The 14,124-nt window shown below is 55.2% G+C and carries 13 protein-coding genes; 2 read left to right on the top strand and 11 right to left on the bottom strand.

All coding sequences use genetic code 11. The features are described from left to right. Positions 1-62: 62 nt before the first annotated feature. The 11 genes from IM265_RS16020 to thpR all read right to left on the bottom strand — a co-directional run bounded on the left by IM265_RS16020 (position 63) and on the right by thpR (position 8,786). Complete coding sequence (locus IM265_RS16020; protein ID WP_047367347.1) at positions 63-800, bottom strand: fimbrial chaperone; 738 nt, start codon at positions 798-800, stop codon at positions 63-65. Positions 801-862: 62 nt separating this feature from the next. Then, positions 863-1,450, bottom strand: a complete 588-nt coding sequence (locus IM265_RS16015; protein ID WP_193030270.1) for a fimbrial protein — start codon at positions 1,448-1,450, stop codon at positions 863-865. Between the two features lie 398 nt (positions 1,451-1,848). Further along, positions 1,849-2,229, bottom strand: a complete 381-nt coding sequence (panD, locus tag IM265_RS16010) for an aspartate 1-decarboxylase (protein ID WP_003856284.1) — start codon at positions 2,227-2,229, stop codon at positions 1,849-1,851. A 32-nt stretch (positions 2,230-2,261) separates the two neighbouring features. After that, a complete protein-coding gene (gene panC / locus IM265_RS16005) occupies positions 2,262-3,113 on the bottom strand; it encodes a pantoate--beta-alanine ligase (protein ID WP_008501942.1) in 852 nt (283 codons plus the stop codon). Positions 3,114-3,124: 11 nt separating this feature from the next. Next, positions 3,125-3,916, bottom strand: coding sequence for a 3-methyl-2-oxobutanoate hydroxymethyltransferase (gene panB / locus IM265_RS16000; protein ID WP_045259479.1), 792 nt, complete (start codon positions 3,914-3,916; stop codon positions 3,125-3,127). Between the two features lie 123 nt (positions 3,917-4,039). Then, positions 4,040-4,519, bottom strand: coding sequence for a 2-amino-4-hydroxy-6-hydroxymethyldihydropteridine diphosphokinase (folK, locus tag IM265_RS15995; protein WP_193030271.1), 480 nt, complete (start codon positions 4,517-4,519; stop codon positions 4,040-4,042). Further along, a complete protein-coding gene (pcnB, locus tag IM265_RS15990) occupies positions 4,516-5,913 on the bottom strand; it encodes a polynucleotide adenylyltransferase PcnB (protein WP_028015552.1) in 1,398 nt (465 codons plus the stop codon). Before pcnB ends, folK begins: the two co-directional genes overlap by 4 nt. Positions 5,914-5,955: 42 nt before the next feature. Next, positions 5,956-6,846 carry a tRNA glutamyl-Q(34) synthetase GluQRS gene (gluQRS, locus tag IM265_RS15985; protein WP_049137775.1) on the bottom strand — a complete coding sequence of 297 codons (891 nt, stop codon included), beginning with the start codon at positions 6,844-6,846 and terminating at the stop codon, positions 5,956-5,958. A 59-nt stretch (positions 6,847-6,905) separates the two neighbouring features. After that, positions 6,906-7,361, bottom strand: coding sequence for an RNA polymerase-binding protein DksA (gene dksA / locus IM265_RS15980; RefSeq protein WP_013095632.1), 456 nt, complete (start codon positions 7,359-7,361; stop codon positions 6,906-6,908). A gap of 176 nt (positions 7,362-7,537) precedes the next feature. After that, positions 7,538-8,242 (bottom strand): DNA/RNA nuclease SfsA, encoded by a 705-nt coding sequence (sfsA, locus tag IM265_RS15975; RefSeq protein ID WP_041911210.1) that lies wholly within the window; start codon positions 8,240-8,242, stop codon positions 7,538-7,540. Continuing rightward, the gene (gene thpR, locus IM265_RS15970) at positions 8,232-8,786 is read right to left on the bottom strand and encodes an RNA 2',3'-cyclic phosphodiesterase (RefSeq protein WP_047367352.1); all 555 of its coding nucleotides are present in this window, start codon (positions 8,784-8,786) and stop codon (positions 8,232-8,234) included. The genes sfsA and thpR overlap by 11 nt, the downstream gene beginning before the upstream one ends. A gap of 73 nt (positions 8,787-8,859) precedes the next feature. Between thpR and hrpB the strand changes: the two genes are divergently transcribed. After that, positions 8,860-11,289, top strand: a complete 2,430-nt coding sequence (gene hrpB / locus IM265_RS15965; RefSeq protein WP_193030272.1) for an ATP-dependent helicase HrpB — start codon at positions 8,860-8,862, stop codon at positions 11,287-11,289. Between the two features lie 145 nt (positions 11,290-11,434). Further along, the gene (gene mrcB, locus IM265_RS15960; protein WP_045631651.1) at positions 11,435-13,960 is read left to right on the top strand and encodes a bifunctional glycosyl transferase/transpeptidase; all 2,526 of its coding nucleotides are present in this window, start codon (positions 11,435-11,437) and stop codon (positions 13,958-13,960) included. The last annotated feature ends 164 nt before the right edge of the window (positions 13,961-14,124 follow it).

Raw genomic sequence — 14,124 nt, 5'->3', positions numbered from 1 at the left:
GTACTCTGTCCCAGAGTTAAGCTAATTATAGTTATTCCGAATGATACGAGGCGGATAAATAATCAATTCTGTATGGATTCATACTTATCAATTCCACCGAAATCATTGATGGCTTGCCAGGTGATTTTGTTATACCCCAGGGTGTTATGATTTTTTACGTTCATAGTCTGGCTTGAGAATGGCTCAATATAATGCGTTTCAATATCGTAACTTTTAGCACCAGCAATAAGCGTTGCCCCCGCCAGTGATACATAATAAGGTGAATCATTCTTCGCACTTAAAACGATATTTTGACCTTGCCGGGTTTCAGTCCATTTAAGATTTTTAGCCGCATCTGTCGGTTCTCCTTTCAAACCTGTAGGCCGGAAAAAGAGTTTTATGCGGGTACGGAATGCCAGCTGAAGCATGCTTTGCGTATCGCTTTCCTTTGCCTTTGGCGGAACTTCCAGAACGTTAAACCAGAACAGGGATTCTTTATCTTTTGGCAATGACTGACCAAGCCAGGTGATTCTGACCGTTTGCCCTTTTTGCGGTTCTACACGCGATACAGGAGGCGTGACAATAAAGGGAAGTTTCAGCTCTTGAGGATTAGTGGTATCTCTTCCGTCATCGAGCCAGGTTTGTACCAGTAAAGGTCTGGTGCCACGGTTATCCATAGACACCGTTACGTCTTTTGCCGATTCTGGATAAATGACACGGGTGCCGGAAATCACAATATCTGCACTGGCGTTAAGAGCAAAAACGCTCACCGAGGCCAGCAGCAGGGCTTTTAATCCGCTCTTAATATTCAGTAAGTACATGTCTACTCTCAAATAATACGAAAAAATGTGCCCGGCTGGGCACATTAACAGGACGAATAAAATTATTCGTAGCTCATGGTGAAGTAAGCGTTGGCGCTGACTTTACCTGACTGTACAGGGCTAGTATCTTTCACCCAGTTGGAGCCAGGGACATAAGCAACACGGTAGAACAGTTTACCGGAGCCGGCTTTCAGGTCTGTTTTCTGCGTATTATTGTCAGGCTGGCCTACCATAATACGAGATGAAATGGTTGGGGCATTGTTAAACAGGGCAAGTGCAACGTTGGTTGCAGAGCCTTGTACGTTAGCATCGGGTTCAATAGTACCGTTCGCAATAGCGCCCATATTTTTTGACATGAAGCTTGCAGAGGCATTCTTTAATGTCTCAGGGCAATTGGTGAGCAGCAGTTCAAAGTTTTTGGAACCGACGCCAGTATCAATAGTTGTGGATTCAACTTCAGATTTTTTAACGACGGGTAAGGTAATAGTAATATTGTTTTGTGATTCACCATTGGAGGTGGAAATATTACATGTTGTGTCTGTTACCGCACCATCAAAGGTGATTAAACCAAGATCCGTATCTGCGATTGCTGAAAAAGAACCTACTGCAAACAAAGCTACAGCTGAAGCTAATAACGTTTTTTTTAACATAATTGAAATTCCATTTAAAAAACATTGTAATGATTTAATACAAGCAAAATGATGATAGGGATCTCTGTATACGTTGGGTATTTAGAATTACTAAAAGTTATAATTAGAAAAAATTAAAGATTGATAAGTCATTGAAAAAGATCTTGAAAATGATCTCAAAAAAACACTGGGGATTATTTTTTATTGCGTTGATGTGGTATTGGCAGGCTTGGATTATTAATGGCATTGATCATTCCCCATTCGCATATAACTGAGGGGAATGTTTATTTAAGAAAGGAGACGCGAAAAGAGAGGTCAAAATAAGTGAAATGAGTAAAGAGATGCTATTTACATAATTCACAATGATGTGTTTTTTCCTGTTAAGGAGCGGATCCAGAGGGTTCCGCTCCTTGTTAGAATCAGGCAACCTGAACCGGAATTGCCTTTGCGGTGCGCTTCATTTCATTGTCGCCTTCGAAGTAGGCCACTTTAGGCTGCCAGCGGCGGGCTTCTTCGTCAGACATCATCACGAAGCTGGCGATGATCACAATGTCGCCCACGTCCGCACAGTGCGCCGCAGCGCCGTTAACGGAGATGATTTTAGAACCGCGCTCGGCGGCAATCGCATAAGTAGAGAAGCGTTTACCGTTGTTCACGTTCCAGATATCAATCGCTTCGTTTTCAAGGATACCCGCCGCGTCGAGAAAATCCTGGTCAATGGCGCAGGAGCCTTCATAGTGCAGGTCGGCCTGGGTGACTTTCACACGGTGAAGTTTACCTTGCAGCATTTTGCGAATCATTACGTTTACCTTTAATTATCAAGGGTGAAGAACTACGCCAGCTCAACCACTTTATTGTCAATCAGGCGTGCCTGGCCGAGCCATGCCGCCACCAGGATGACTGCGCGCTTGCTGTTCTGAGTTAATTCCAGCAGCGTATCAGCATCACGAATTTGTACGTCGTCAGCACGAAGGCCCTTATCGTTAAGCGCCTGCTCGGCAAGGGCAATAATCTCTTCTGCTGTTAACTCTTTTGCCAGCATCTGCTCTGCCATGGTGTTCATAACCTTGCTCAGGCCCGGCGCGATTTTACGCTGTTCGGCGGTCAGATAACCATTCCGCGAGCTGAGTGCCAGACCGTCTTTCGCACGCACAATCGGTACGCCGACGATCTCAATATCGTAACCCATGTCAGCAACCATCTTGCGGATCAGCGCCAGCTGCTGGAAATCTTTCTCACCGAAGCAGGCAACGTCCGGCTGCACCAGGTTAAATAGCTTGCTGACGATGGTGGAGACGCCGCGGAAGTGGCCCGGACGGCTTGCTCCTTCCAGCATGGTGGAAATACCCGGGACGTCAACGTAGGTCGCCTCTTCGGTACCCTGCGGGTAAACGTCCGCCGGTGCAGGAGAGAAGACGATATCCGCGTGGCGTTTTTTGAGCTTCTCGCAATCTTCCTGCAGGGTGCGCGGATAGCGTGCCAGATCGTCGGCGCGGTCAAACTGCATGGGGTTCACGAAGATACTGACCACCACGATATCTGCTCGCGCACGGGCTTCGTCGACGAGCTTCATGTGGCCGTCATGCAGATTGCCCATGGTCGGGACCAGTGCGATACGTTTACCTTCCTGACGCGCGCGGCGGATATGCTGGCGAAGCAGCGGCAGGGTTTCAATGATTAGCACAACGAGACTCCTTAATGGAAACTGTGTTCTTCACCCGGGTAAACACCGGATTCAACGTCGGCAATATACTGCCTGACCGCAGCGCGCATGTCGCCCGCTTCAGTGAGGAAATTTTTGGCAAATTTCGGGATATGCCCGCCAGTAATACCAAAGGCGTCGTGCATCACCAGAATCTGACCGTCGGTCACGTTGCCTGCACCAATACCAATCACCGGAATGGAGAGTGCGTCGGTGATGCGTTTCGCCAGCTCAACCGGCACGCACTCCAGCACCAGCAGCTGGGCGCCTGCGGCTTCCAGCGCCAGGGCATCCTCAAACAGCGTCTGCGCTGCGTCGCCGCGGCCCTGCACCTTATACCCGCCAAAGATGTTGACGGACTGCGGGGTCAGGCCCAAATGACCACACACCGGCACGGCGCGTTCGGTGAGCATTTTCACCGTCTCCACCAGCCAGGCGCCGCCTTCAATTTTGACCATGTTAGCGCCAGCGCGCATCACTGCCGCCGCGTTTTCAAATGCCTGCTCTGGCGTGGCATAGGCCATAAAAGGCAGGTCGGAAAGCAGAAGGCAGCCTGGCGCACCGCGGCGTACCGCACGGGTGTGATATGCAATATCTTCGACCGTGACCGGCAGGGTTGAATCATGTCCTTGTACCGTCATCCCTAACGAATCTCCGACCAGCATGACGTTGATACCCTCTTCAGCAAACAGTTTGGCGAAGCTGTAGTCATACGCGGTGATGGTGGCGAAGCGTTTTTTTTCCTGTTTGCATTTCTGCAGTAAGGAGATGGTGGTTGGTTTCATACTGTTTCCTGATAGCCCAAAAGCGAATCTTTGCGCATTCTAACAGTAACATTCGAGGGAACAATGATTTTAGGCAACCGATTAACCACAATTATTCTGTGGTCAACCGGTGAGGGAAGAGGATCACCAGCGAGCGGGTCTTTCCGCGTTCAGGTTGTCCAGAACGGCCTTGAGCGGGATGCCTTCCGGGAAGGTGAGATCGGGCGCCACTTCAAAGAGCGGCCAGAGCATAAAGCCACGATTTTTCATGTCGTAATGCGGTACGGTGAGGCGTTCAGTGTTAATCACCTCATGGCCGAACAGCATAATATCGAGATCAAGCGTGCGCGGCCCCCAGCGTTCGGCTTTGCGTACGCGCCCCTGCTGCAGTTCGATGCGCTGAGTATTGTCCAGCAGCATTTCGGCATCGAGGGATGTTTCCAGCACCACGGCGGCGTTCAGATAATCAGGCTGATCCTGCGGGCCTAGCGGCGGCGTGCGGTAAAAGGAGGAGACCGCCACGATACGGCTTTGCGGGATCTCACCCAGCGCCTGTACGGCAGCATTCACCTGCTCCAGCGGAGAGGCTAAATTGCTGCCGATGGCGATATACGCAAGGGTCATGCTGTCCCTTCGCGACGCGGTGCGCGTTTGCGCGGACGACGATGACGGCGACGCGGGGCAGGTTCTTCATCCAGCCCGGTCAGCATATCTTTCTGCTCCGGCGGGGCGGAAACCTGGAATTCGGCCCACCACTGCGCCAGGCGCTGCAGCTCCTGATTGCGTTCAGTTTCCGCACGCAGCGACAGCAGGTCGAAGGCGGCGCGGAACTTTGGATGCTCCATCAGCTTCCAGGCACGTTTGCCCTGACGGCGGGACATGCGCAGCTGAAGCTGCCAGATGTCGCGCACCAGGGTAGTAATACGTTTTGGGATAGCCAGCGTGCGGCACCCTTCGTCCAATACATCGTTCGCGGCCAGCGCGAAGGCATCGTAATAGGCGAGGCCGCTCTCCTGGGTGATTCTTTGAGCCGTTTCCAGCAGCGGGTACCAGAACATTGCCGCAAACAGGAATGCCGGGTTCACGCGCATATCGTTATGGATGCGGGTGTCAGTATTTTTCAGCACCTGCGCAATCATCCGCTCCATTGGGCTGTCACCGTTTTCGGTGAAGTAACGGGTAATGGTCGGGAACAGAGGCTGGAACAGGTTGTATTCGCGCAGCAGATTGTAGGTTTCGAACCCGTAGCCGGCCTGCAGCAGCTTCAGCGCCTCTTCAAACAGGCGGGCAGGCGGCACGTCGTTAATCAGCGTCGCCAGACGCGGGATCGGCTCTGCGGTTTCCGGGCTGATGCGCATGTTCAGCTTGGCGGCAAAACGCACGGCGCGCAGCATGCGCACCGGATCTTCACGATAGCGCGTTTCCGGCGTGCCGATCAGGCGGATCAGACCCTCTTTCAGGTCCTGCATGCCGCCGACGTAATCACGCACGGTGAAATCCGCCACGCTGTAATAAAGGCTGTTGATGGTGAAGTCGCGACGCTGGGCATCTTCTTCGATAGAGCCGAAGATATTGTCGCGCAGCAGCATACCGTTCTGGCCGCGCTGTGACGTGGTGCGGTCGGATGCACCCGCTTCGTGGTGGCCGCGGAAGGTCGCCACTTCGATGATTTCCGGCCCAAACATCACGTGAGCCAGACGGAAACGGCGGCCAACGAGACGGCAGTTGCGGAATAATTTACGCACCTGCTCGGGCGTGGCGCTGGTCGTCACGTCGAAATCTTTCGGTTTTTTGCCCAGCAGTAAATCACGCACCCCACCGCCAACGAGATAGGCCTCGTAGCCCGCTTTATTCAGACGATAGAGTACCTTGAGGGCATTTTCACTGATATCTTTGCGGGAAATATTGTGCTGCTCACGCGGAATAACCGACATGTGTGGCTGTGCAATAGCGTCGTTCGCCATGCTCTCTTCGCGGCTTAGCACTTTACGGCAAAAATTAGCGACTCGGGTAAAAATGGTACACCTCGTAGTGTGTTTTGTTATGAAAAAAGCGGCTAATCATAGCTCAGCGCAACGCATTTGAGAATGCTGGATTTTTGGCACTGCCGCGAGCGTCCAGTTGGCAATGGCTATTTTCAGCAATTCGTCAATGCGCAGATCCTGCCATTCGTTGGTTACATTCTGGTTGAGAAATCGCAGCGCGTCGATCAAAACAGGACGCGGATCGCCGTCTGGCAGGGCCGGGGCGTGGTTCTGCTTGGAGAGCTTAACGCCCTGCGCATTGACCGCCAGCGGCAGATGAATGTAATCCGGCACCGTCCAGCCAAACTGATGATAAAGCGAGATTTGCCGTACGGTCGGTTCGACCAGGTCCGCCCCGCGCACAATTTCCGTCACGCCCTGGAAATGATCGTCGACGACCACCGCCAGGTTATACGCAAACAGACCATCACGACGGTGAATAATAAAATCTTCACATGCCAGACGTTCATCCGCCCTAATCTCACCGGAGAGCCGATCGTGGAAGCGGGTGACGGGCGCGCGCTGTAGCAAGCGTACGGCGGCATTTTCCGGGGGAAGATTCAGCGTGCGGCAGTGGCCGTCATACACACCTCCCACGCTCTGGATACGCGCGCGGGTGCAGGTGCAGTTATAGGAGAGCCCCTGAGCGCTGAGCCAGGCCAGACGTTCCCGATAAGCCTCATGACGTTGTGACTGCCACAGAACGTCGCCGTCCCAGTGAAGACCGTAATGTTCCAGCTGACGCAGAATGGTGTCTGCAGCACCGGGAACTTCACGCGGAGGGTCAATATCTTCGATGCGGACGAGCCATTTACCCTGACTGGCGCGAGCCTGCAGGTAGCTGCCAAGCGCGGCAATTAATGAGCCGAAGTGTAATTCACCGGAAGGAGATGGCGCAAAGCGCCCGATATAGTGTGATTCAGACATATCAACAGTAACAAGGCGGGAGAGACTCCCGCCTTTGAAGTGTATAAACAGCGCTGGCGTTAGCCGGCCATCTGTTTTTCGCGGATTTCGGCCAGCGTTTTACAGTCGATGCACAGATCGGCGGTTGGACGCGCTTCCAGGCGACGAATACCGATTTCAACACCGCAGGATTCGCAGTAGCCAAAATCTTCGTCTTCGACTTTTTTCAGCGTTTTCTCGATCTTTTTGATCAGTTTGCGTTCGCGGTCACGGTTACGCAGTTCGAGGCTGAACTCTTCTTCCTGAGCGGCACGGTCTACCGGATCCGGGAAGTTAGCAGCTTCATCCTGCATATGCGAAACGGTGCGATCCACTTCATCCCTGAGTTGATTACGCCATGCTTCAAGAATACGCTTGAAGTGCGACAGCTGGGCTTCGTTCATATACTCTTCGCCCGGCTTCTCTTGATACGGCTCCACCCCAGCGATGGCGAGAATACTCAGGGACGATGTTTTACGGTTTTGCCCTTCTTGCATGTTGCTTCTCCTTAACACGCACTATCGATCCCCGTGTTGGGGGAAAAATCAGGTCGCTATAAATAGCAGATGCTTTTCCGTATGGCAATTATCTAAACGTAACACTTGACAAGCCTGTGAGGAAAAGCGTATTTGCGCACGCGGCCAGAACACTTATTCATCAATCGTCTAATCCCTTATAAGACAATGGGAAGAGACGATCTCAGAGTCATATTATCGGCAGAAAGTTCCGCTTTATAAGCTAAAACCTCTACCCCCTGCTTTTGTGCCTCATTCAACAGTTGTGCGTATTTAGGATCGATATGGCGGGCAGGGGAAAACCGTTCAATCGCTGTATGCAACACCGCAAACAGCAATACGGCGCGTTTGCCCGCCGCCGCAACACTCATTAGCTCTCGCAGATGCTTCTGCCCGCGTAGCGTTACCGCATCCGGAAAGAAGCCGTTTTCCTGTTCCGCTAACGTCACTGATTTTACTTCAATATAGCACTCAGGACGGCCTTCCGCCTGTAACATGAAGTCAATTCTGCTGCCTTCATCGCCGTATTTCACTTCTGTTTTATGCGTACCGTAACCCACCAGTTCGGGAATGGCGCCATTCGTCAGCGCTTCCTTAACCAGCTGATTTGCACGCAGAGTATTAACACAAATAAACGCCCCGTTTTGCGTTTCGGTTATTTCCCAGGTATGGGGGTATTTGCGTTTAGTATTTTCTGAAGTGGAATACCAGACCGTGTCACCCGGCGCGGCGCAACCGGTCATGGCGCCGGTGTTGGGGCAGTGCAGGGTGAGCTCTTCGCCTTCCGGCGTCACTACGTCGGCGAGGAAGCGTTTGTAGCGTTGGATCAGCGTGGCGGACTGGAGTGCAGGACTAAACTTCATCGGAATTCCTTGTGGTGTCGCCCAACGTCCAGCGCTGTAGCGGCCTGTAGCGGGTGCGTCCCCGTGCAAAGACGGATTCATAAAGCGCGAATTCATTAACCGGAAAAGCCCAGTGAAAACCCGGCGGCGGAATGGCAACGGCCTGCCCGGCATCGCGCAGCAGCGTGACGTGCGGATGAAACGGCTGCGGGCTCTGGTAACAGCCGCTGCGCGCTGCCTGCGCGCGCAACATATTGGCGAGCTGTAACAACCCGCGCGGCGGCTGGCGCGTACCCAGCCAGACCACGCGCGAACGCAGCCACTGACCCGCATCGTCAAGGTGCAGCGTAAACGCCGGCTGGGCAATACGCCCGGCCATGGCGGCTAATGCCCGCTGTTTTTCGGCGCTCACGTCACCCAAAAAGGCCAGTGTCAGGTGCAGGTTTGCCGCCGCAACGGGTCGGCCCGCTTCCGGTGGAAAATGTTCCGCGCGCCAGCGAACGATTTGCCGCTGTAGGGTGGTGGGCAATTCAATGGCAAAAAACAGCCGTTTCGAATCAGACATACGGGGGACTCGGTAATGATATGCGCCGATGCTACAATGTACGCCGACTAATGTTAACCCTCTGGAGCTGTTAGTGTCCTCATTGCCGGTCGCCGTCGTTCTTCCTGAGCTTCTCGCTGCCTTACAACATGCCCCGCAGGTTTTGCTTAACGCGCCTACGGGGGCGGGTAAATCTACCTGGCTGCCGCTGCAGATCCTTAAAGAGGGTAAGATTGCCGGGAAAATTATCCTGCTGGAGCCGCGCAGGCTGGCCGCGCGCAACGTGGCGCAGCGCCTGGCGGAACTGCTGAATGAAAAACCGGGTGAAACGGTAGGCTACCGGATGCGCGCCGAAACCTGCGTCGGCCCGTCCACGCGGCTTGAGGTGGTCACCGAGGGCATTCTTACCCGCATGCTGCAAAACGACCCGGAGTTGAACGGCGTCGGGCTGGTGATCCTGGATGAATTCCACGAGCGCAGCCTGCAGGCCGATCTGGCCCTCGCGCTGTTGCTCGACGTTCAGCAGGGGCTGCGCGACGATCTGCGGCTGCTGATTATGTCGGCGACGCTGGATAACGAGCGGCTACGACAGACATTACCCGATGCGCCGGTCATCAGCTCAGAAGGACGGGCATTTCCTGTTGAGCGTCGCTATCAGCCGCTTCCTGCCCATCAGCGCTTTGACGAAGCGGTAGCTATTGCCACTGCTGACCTGCTTCGCCAGGCGCCCGGCTCGCTGCTGCTGTTTTTGCCCGGCGTGGGGGAGATTCAGCGCGTGCAGGAGCGGCTGGCCTCCAGGGTGGGCAGTGACGTACTGCTTTGCCCGCTCTATGGCGCCCTGTCGTTGACCGAGCAGCGTAAAGCCATCCTTCCCGCCCCGGCGGGGCAGCGTAAAGTCGTGCTGGCAACCAACATTGCCGAAACCAGTTTAACCATCGAAGGCATTCGCCTGGTAGTGGATAGCGCGCAGGAGAGGGTGGCGAGCTTTGATCCGCGCACCGTGCTGACTAAACTGCTGACACAACGCATCAGTCAGGCGTCAATGGTGCAGCGCGCGGGCCGTGCGGGGCGTCTTGAGCCGGGTATTTGCCTGCATTTGACCAGCGCGGAGCAGGCTGAACGCGCGGCACAGCAAAGCACGCCGGAGATTTTACAAAGCGATCTTTCCGGGCTGGTGATGGATCTCCTGCTTTGGGGCTGCCCGGATCCTGAACAGCTCACCTGGCTTAATCCGCCGCCTGTCGTGAATCTCGCCGCCGCGCGCAGCCTGCTCACCCAGCTTGGCGCGCTGGAAGGTGAACGTCTGACGGCGCGCGGTCAGAAAATGGCGGCGCTGGGCAACGATCCGCGTCTGGCGGCAATGCTGGTGGCCGCTCAGGGCGAAGATGAAATTGCCACAGCGGCGAAACTGGCGGCTATTCTTGAGGAGCCGCCGCGCGGAGGCAGCAGCGATCTGGGGCAAGCGTTTTCGCGCAATCAGGGAAACTGGCAGCAGCGGGCGCAGCAGCTGTGCAAACGCCTGAACTGCCGGGGCGGTTCACCTGACGGCGATAAGATTGCCTCCCTTCTGGCGCTGGCCTTCCCGGACAGGATTGCGCGCCGCCGCGGGCTGGATGGACGCTACCAGCTGGCAAACGGCATGGGGGCGATGCTGGACAGCGATGATGCCCTGACGCGACATGAATGGCTGATCGCGCCGCTCCTGCTTCAGGGCAGCCAGTCTCCTGATGCCCGTATTTTACAGGCGATTGCCGTGGACATAGATGCCCTGACGCGTACCTACCCGCAGCTGCTCCAGCAATCGGACATCGTGGAATGGGATGACGCTCAGGGGACGCTAAAGGCGTTTCGGCGTAGTCAGATTGGCAAACTGATCCTCGGGACGAAACCGCTGGCGAAGCCGTCGGAAGAAGAGTTACACCAGGCAATGCTGAACGGCATTCGGGAAAAGGGCCTTAACGTCCTGAACTGGACGCCGGAAGCTGAACAGTATCGCATTCGTCTGCACTGCGCCGCGAAGTGGCTACCGGAATACGGCTGGCCCGCGGTGGATGATGAGACGCTGCTCGCGACGCTTGAGCAGTGGCTGCTGCCGCAAATGAGCGGCGTGCACTCTCTGCGCGCCCTTAAGGCGCTTGATGTTAAGACCGCGTTACAGAATTTACTGGACTGGTCATTACGTCAACGTCTGGATAGTGAGCTTCCTGGGCATTACACTGTGCCCACCGGGAGCCGGATTGCCATTCGTTATCATGAGGATAATCCTCCGGCGCTGGCGGTTCGGATGCAGGAGATGTTTGGTGAGGCAACCACGCCGTCTATTGCGGAAGGGCGGGTGCCGTTGGTGCTTGAGCTGCTCTCGCCTGCGCATCGTCCGTTGCAGATCACCCGCGATCTGGGAGCGTTCTGGGCGGGGAGCTACCGTGAAGTGCAGAAAGAGATGAAAGGGCGCTACCCCAAACACGTATGGCCGGACGATCCGGCGAATACGGCGCCGACGCGGCGGACGAAGAAATATTCGTAGTGGGGAAAGTGCGGCCTGATGCCCTCACCCCGGCCCTCTCCCACGGAGAGAGGGAGAAAACCAATTTTGAGAGATTTCTTCTTTCACAGGCCTGTGGAAGAAAAGAAAATCTGGCCTTTGCGCCTGAAAGTTGCGGAGAAAAAGCATGGCGGGGAATGACCGCGAGCCAATAGGACGTAAGGGAAAACCCGCGCGTCCGGCGAAAGAAAAGGTAAGCCGTCGTCGCCTCAGAGATGAGGAGTATGACGATGACTATGAAGACGATTATGAGGATGAAGAACCCATGCCGCGTAAAGGAAAAGGCAAAGGGCGTAAGCCTCGTGGGAAGCGCGGCTGGTTCTGGCTGCTGCTGAAGCTGTTCATTGTTTTTGTTGTGCTGATCGCGATTTACGGCGTTTATCTGGATCAGAAGATCCGCAGCCGTATCGACGGGAAAGTCTGGCAATTGCCGGCGGCAGTGTATGGTCGCATGGTGAACCTTGAGCCGGACATGTCCATCAGCAAGAACGAGATGGTGAAACTGCTGCAAGCTACGCAGTATCGTCAGGTCACGAAAATGACCCGCCCGGGCGAATTTACCGTCCAGGCGAAAAGCATTGAGATGATCCGCCGCCCGTTCGACTTCCCGGACAGCAAAGAGGGGCAGGTGCGCGCGCGTCTGACTTTTGACGGCGATCGGCTGGAAACCATTGAGAACATGGACAATAACCGCCAGTTCGGTTTCTTCCGTCTTGATCCGCGTCTGATCACCATGCTCTCGTCCGCCAATGGCGAACAGCGCCTGTTCGTGGCGCGTAACGGCTTCCCGGATCTGCTGGTGGATACCCTGCTGGCAACCGAAGACCGCCATTTCTACGAGCACGACGGTATCAGTCTCTACTCCATCGGCCGTGCGGTGCTGGCGAACCTGACTGCGGGCCGTACCGTGCAGGGGGCGAGTACGCTTACCCAGCAGCTGGTGAAGAACCTGTTCCTCTCCAGCGAGCGTTCTTACTGGCGTAAAGCCAACGAAGCGTACATGGCCGTGCTGATGGATGCGCGCTACAGCAAGGATCGTATCCTTGAGCTGTACATGAACGAGGTGTACCTCGGCCAGAGCGGCGATAACGAGATCCGCGGCTTCCCGCTGGCGAGCCTGTACTACTTTGGCCGTCCGGTGGAAGAGCTCAGCCTTGACCAGCAGGCGCTGCTGGTGGGCATGGTGAAAGGGGCGTCCATTTATAACCCGTGGCGCAACCCGAAACTGGCGCTGGAGCGTCGTAACCTGGTACTGCGTCTGCTGCAACAGCAGCAGGTGATTGACCAGGAATTATACGACATGCTTAGCGCACGTCCGCTGGGCGTGCAGCCGCGCGGTGGGGTGATCTCTCCGCAGCCTGCTTTCATGCAGATGGTGCGCCAGGAGCTGCAAAGCAAGCTCGGTGATAAGGTCAAAGATCTCTCCGGCGTGAAGATCTTCACAACCTTTGACTCGGTAGCCCAGGACGCGGCAGAAAAAGCGGCGGTGGAAGGGATCCCGGCGCTGAAGAAGCAGCGCAAGCTCTCCGATCTGGAAACCGCGATGGTGGTGGTTGACCGCAATACCGGCGAAGTGCGCGCGATGGTGGGCGGCGCAGAGCCGCAGTATGCGGGCTACAACCGCGCGATGCAGGCGCGTCGTTCGATTGGCTCTCTGGCTAAACCGGCGACCTATCTCACCGCGCTGAGCCAGCCGAATTTGTATCGCCTGAACACCTGGATCGCCGATGCGCCAATCTCCCTGCGTCAGCCTAACGGCCAGGTCTGGTCACCGCAGAACGATGATAAACAGTTCAGCGGCCAGGTGATGCTGGTGGACGCGTTAACCCGCTCCATGAACGTACCTACGGTTAACCTCGGTATGGCGCTGGGCCTGCCGGCCATTGTCGATACCTGGCAGAAGCTGGGCGTACCGAAAGATCAGCTGCACCCTGTTCCGGCGATGATTCTGGGGGCGCTTAACCTGACGCCGATCGAAGTGGCGCAGGCGTTCCAGACCATTGCCAGCGGGGGTAACCGCGCACCGCTCTCTGCCCTGCGTTCGGTGATTGCCGAAGATGGCTCCGTGCTGTATCAGAGCTTCCCGCAGGCTGAACGTGCCGTTCCTGCGCAGGCGGCCTACATGACGCTGTGGACGATGCAGCAGGTTGTGCAGCGCGGTACCGGTCGTCAGTTGGGGGCGAAGTATCCTGGTCTGCATCTGGCGGGTAAAACCGGGACCACCAACAACAACGTCGATACCTGGTTTGCCGGTATTGATGGCCGTGAAGTGGTGATCACCTGGGTAGGCCGTGACAACAACCAGCCGACCAAACTTTACGGGGCGAGCGGGGCGATGTCGATTTACCAGCGCTACCTGGCGAACCAGTCACCTGTGCCGCTGAACCTGGTCGCGCCGGAAGATATCGTCGATATGGGCGTGGATGGTTCCGGGAACTTTATCTGCGGCGGCGGGATGCGTACCCTGCCGGTCTGGACGACCAACCCGGACTCACTGTGCCAGCAGAGCCAGCCTGAACAGCCAACGGGCAACCCGTTCGATCAATCTTCTCAGCCGCAGCAGCCGCAGCAACAACCGGCCCAGCAGCAGAACGAGAAGAAAGACAGTGATGGCGTGGCCGGCTGGATCAAGGATATGTTTGGTGGGAATTAATTAATTCCCTGAATAAAAAGCCGCTTTAATATAAAGCGGTTTTTTTGTTTTTTACATCCTGCAATTTTTAAAAAAATTAAATATCTAATTTAGATTTTTTAAGTTCTCATTTTTTTCATCTAAAACATGCATTTGAAATCTTCTACATGTTGCGTAACTTTATC

The organism is Enterobacter cloacae complex sp. P17RS, from assembly GCF_014895885.1.
Classification (GTDB): Bacteria; Pseudomonadota; Gammaproteobacteria; order Enterobacterales; family Enterobacteriaceae; genus Enterobacter; species Enterobacter bugandensis.
Note: the sequence above shows the minus strand (reverse complement) of the source record. Positions and strands in the feature narration are given on the sequence as shown.

Bases quoted from the DNA above. Each gene is read 5' to 3' on its own strand.
- panD (WP_003856284.1), bottom strand. From the start codon at position 2,229: ATGATTCGCAAAATGCTGCAAGGTAAACTTCACCGTGTGAAAGTCACC.
- IM265_RS16015 (WP_193030270.1), bottom strand. From the start codon at position 1,450: ATGTTAAAAAAAACGTTATTAGCTTCAGCTGTAGCTTTGTTTGCAGTA.
- mrcB (WP_045631651.1), top strand. From the start codon at position 11,435: ATGGCGGGGAATGACCGCGAGCCAATAGGACGTAAGGGAAAACCCGCG.
- sfsA (WP_041911210.1), bottom strand. From the start codon at position 8,242: ATGAAGTTTAGTCCTGCACTCCAGTCCGCCACGCTGATCCAACGCTAC.
- panB (WP_045259479.1), bottom strand. From the start codon at position 3,916: ATGAAACCAACCACCATCTCCTTACTGCAGAAATGCAAACAGGAAAAA.
- IM265_RS16020 (WP_047367347.1), bottom strand. From the start codon at position 800: ATGTACTTACTGAATATTAAGAGCGGATTAAAAGCCCTGCTGCTGGCC.
- thpR (WP_047367352.1), bottom strand. From the start codon at position 8,786: ATGTCTGATTCGAAACGGCTGTTTTTTGCCATTGAATTGCCCACCACC.
- dksA (WP_013095632.1), bottom strand. From the start codon at position 7,361: ATGCAAGAAGGGCAAAACCGTAAAACATCGTCCCTGAGTATTCTCGCC.
- folK (WP_193030271.1), bottom strand. From the start codon at position 4,519: ATGACCCTTGCGTATATCGCCATCGGCAGCAATTTAGCCTCTCCGCTG.
- gluQRS (WP_049137775.1), bottom strand. From the start codon at position 6,846: ATGTCTGAATCACACTATATCGGGCGCTTTGCGCCATCTCCTTCCGGT.